At 33.3% G+C, this 3,367-nt stretch carries 3 protein-coding genes and 1 pseudogene; all 4 read left to right on the forward strand.

All coding sequences use genetic code 11. The annotated features are described in order from the left end of the window. Nucleotides 1–913, forward strand: a 913-nt coding sequence (locus ASG21_RS20290) for a leucine-rich repeat domain-containing protein (protein ID WP_206743167.1), incomplete at its 5' end; no start/stop codon positions are given. 241 nt (nucleotides 914–1,154) lie between these two features. After that, a pseudogene (locus tag ASG21_RS02740) lies at nucleotides 1,155–1,751 on the forward strand (SMI1/KNR4 family protein); the annotation flags it as partial. 195 nt (nucleotides 1,752–1,946) lie between these two features. Next, nucleotides 1,947–2,483, forward strand: a complete 537-nt coding sequence (locus ASG21_RS02745; RefSeq protein ID WP_056075544.1) for a dihydrofolate reductase family protein — start codon at nucleotides 1,947–1,949, stop codon at nucleotides 2,481–2,483. A 185-nt stretch (nucleotides 2,484–2,668) separates the two neighbouring features. Further along, nucleotides 2,669–3,175: a hypothetical protein gene (locus ASG21_RS02755; RefSeq protein WP_056075552.1), complete on the forward strand. Its 507-nt coding sequence runs from the start codon at nucleotides 2,669–2,671 to the stop codon at nucleotides 3,173–3,175. Nucleotides 3,176–3,367 lie beyond the last annotated feature (192 nt).

Below are 3,367 nucleotides of genomic sequence, written 5' to 3' on the forward strand. Positions count from 1 at the left end.
TGCAATAGTGGGGCGAAACTGCAAAGTTCAACAGTTGTCTTCGGTTCAACTTTTGTGCAAAATTGAAGACTTGTGCTTCTATTGCCCCACCATCGCAAAGCCCCAAAACGTTGTGTGCTATATTTCCCTAACATTTGTGATTAAAATGAAAAACATTGACTTTGAAAATTATTGGAATGGCTTAAGCCAACTTTGGCAAGCTGATGTATCTCACGGGTTAGGCAATGATTATTCGTTACGAGGCAAAATCCCAACATCATTTGAAGAATTTAATAGAGTGAAAATATTGTCTTTAAGCCAGCACCCAAACTTAGAGCCATTATTACATTTTCCAAATTTAGAAACGTTGTTTTTGTCTGGCTGGAAAAACATTGACTATAAAAATTTAATTAAATGTTTGAATTTAAAGGAGTTAGGTTTAGCAAATACAGACATTAAAAATTTGGATTGGATAACTTCCCTAAAGCAATTAAAGAAACTGCAGATTAGTAAAACAAAGATTAGAAATATTGAACCATTGGTTCGTCTACCGTTACTCACAGAACTTAATATATCAGAAACAGAAATTGATGACTGGACGCCATTAGAGAGCATAAACAAACTGTCTGAGCTCTATGCATTCTATTGCAAGAAATCAGTTGACTTAGAAACAATATCAAATCTTAAAAATCTTAAGTTAATTGATATTCGGGGTAATGAAATTGAAAATCTAAATTTTCTAAAAGAGTTAAAAAAATTAAAATGTATTTGGGACATAGATTGCAATAGCAATAATTATGATATCTTAAAAACTCTTCCAAAACTTAATCAGATAGGATGTAAGAGAGAAATATTTGAAGAAATCAAAGATTGGTTCACTGACAGAAAAATGTATTTTAATGTTGGTGGAAAAGAAATTACAATTAACAAATAATACATCACACAACAAGGGTTTTGTAATAGTGGGGCGAAACTGCAAAGTTCAACGGCAGTTCTTCGATTCAACTTTTGTGCAAAATTGAAGTTTTGTGCTTCTATTGCCCCACCATCGCAAAGCCCCAAAACGTTAGCGGCAACCTTAAATACAGACTATGTACCAAAAACAACTTAAAAGAATTAAAGATAAAGCAGCAGTACTAGACTTAGAATTTTAACCAGTCCTTTCTAATCAAGAGGTTTTGAAAATTGAGAAGGAATTAGAAATAACATTGCCAGACAGTTATAAATTGTACTTGACCGAAATCCAAAATGGTGGACATTCCGACACACTACACAAAAATGAACCCTATTACGGTATATATTCTATCGAAAAATCTATATCGGACAATATAGAATGGCAAGTTGATTTAAACACCGATTTTATTCTGACAGACGATTTGCATTTTGGAGACTTTTACGATGAAGAGGATGACTATGAAAAGCATCTTTGGCGATTTGAAAATGACGACAGATATAAGAAAAGTATTCAAGAGGTATTAGATAAATATCAAAATACATTTTTACTTTCAGGAACATTACCGATTTGTGAATATGGAAGTGGAGACTTTTTTAGAATTGTTATCAAGGGATTAAATGCAGGTCAAATTTGGGCAGAATGTGGAATATACAATGCAAGTGGCTATTATTCATTAAATGTAGACATTCTTACATTTTATGAAAACTGGTTAGATAGACAAATTGCAATAAAAAATAAAACAGTTCCTAAACTTTTAAACGCATATCATCCTGAATTGGAGTTTGGAAAAAACAAACGATATAAAATTGTAGACTAAAAAGGCAGCCGCTAACAAGGGTTTTGCAATAGTGGGGCGAAACTTCAAAATTCAACAGTTGTTCTTCGGTTCAACTTTTGTGCAAAGTTGAAGATTTGTGCTTCGATTGCCCACCATCACAAAGCCCCGAAACGTTAGCGGTCAGGCTAAAAGACGACACAACAAATAAAACAGACAAATAAAAAATAGACGACAATGAGAAAATTATCACTTTTCATAGCGACAAGTTTAGACGGCTACATTGCAAAACCAAACGACGACTTAAGTTTTCTGAAATTGGTTGAAAAGGAAGGAGAAGATTACGGCTATGCAGAATTTACGGCAAACATTGACACAATAATTCTTGGTAGAAAAACCTATGATTATGTGCTTAAAGAAATTGGTTCTTCTCATTACGACAACGGACAGCGAGACGTGTATGTAATTACGAGAACTGAAAGACCAAGTGTTGGTAGAACTACTTTTTACTCAGGAAACTTGACAGAGTTGGTGCGACGATTAAAATCTGAAAACGGAAAAAACATTTATTGTGACGGTGGAGCAGAAATTGTCAATGAACTTTTACAACAGGACTTGATAGACGAATTTATCATTTCAGTTATTCCTGTTTTAGTCGGTAACGGCACGAGATTATTTAAAGACGGCAGACCTGAACAGCAACTTGAGTTTATAAGTGCAAAATCATTTGATACAGGGTTAACACAACTTCATTATAAACGTGCTGACAAATAATCAAAACATATTAGTGAGAGAAAAAGCCCGAACCGCTAACAAGGGCTTGGCGTCAGGCGGGGTGAACGTTTCCGTTTGACATTTTTTAGTAAATTTACGCTTTGTCGCTCGCTCGGAATTTTCGGCTGAAAATCCCGCCCGAACGCCAAGCCCCGAAACGTTAGCGGTAATTTTAAAACAACCATATGTCATTAAATATCGACAATTTTAGAGACGAATATTTGAATACTGATAAAACTTTAAAGGAAGAATATTTGTTGGTACATAATTATTCCGCTAGTTTATGTGAAATCCCAAGAAATATCACATTATTAGTTCACAAAGATTTGTCTTTCGAGATTAAACTTGTTTGGTATAAATATCCAGTCCTAAAAAGATTATACTCAATCAATAAAAGTAATTTAATACCTGAAAATATTATTGAAACTATAAACGAGATAAATGAGATTAAAAAAATAGAATTAAAAGAACTTTACACAACTTTTAATGGAAAATATGTGCCCGATGATGTTTCGCATAGTTCTATCTACTTTAATCATAATGGAGAAACTCATTCTGTAAATATGAGTTCATATCTTATGGGTGAAAAACTATTCATCAATAATGAAGAAAAAACTATTCTAAAATTACATAATTTATTAAGTGAATGGAAAGATAAATTGTATGAAGGAATTACAGAAATTCACAAATAAAAACTACCGCTAACATGGGTTTTGCGTCAGGCGGGCTGAAGTGCAAAATTCAATGGCAGTTTTTCAATTGAACATTAGTAGTAATATCAATTTTTGTGCTTCGATTTCCCGCCCGAACGCAAAGCCCCAAAACGTTAGCGGTAATTCTGCAAAAATATTGTATAAATGGACTTCGAGTATAAAAAAAGTAAA

Source organism: Chryseobacterium sp. Leaf394, assembly GCF_001424105.1.
Classification (GTDB): Bacteria; Bacteroidota; Bacteroidia; order Flavobacteriales; family Weeksellaceae; genus Chryseobacterium.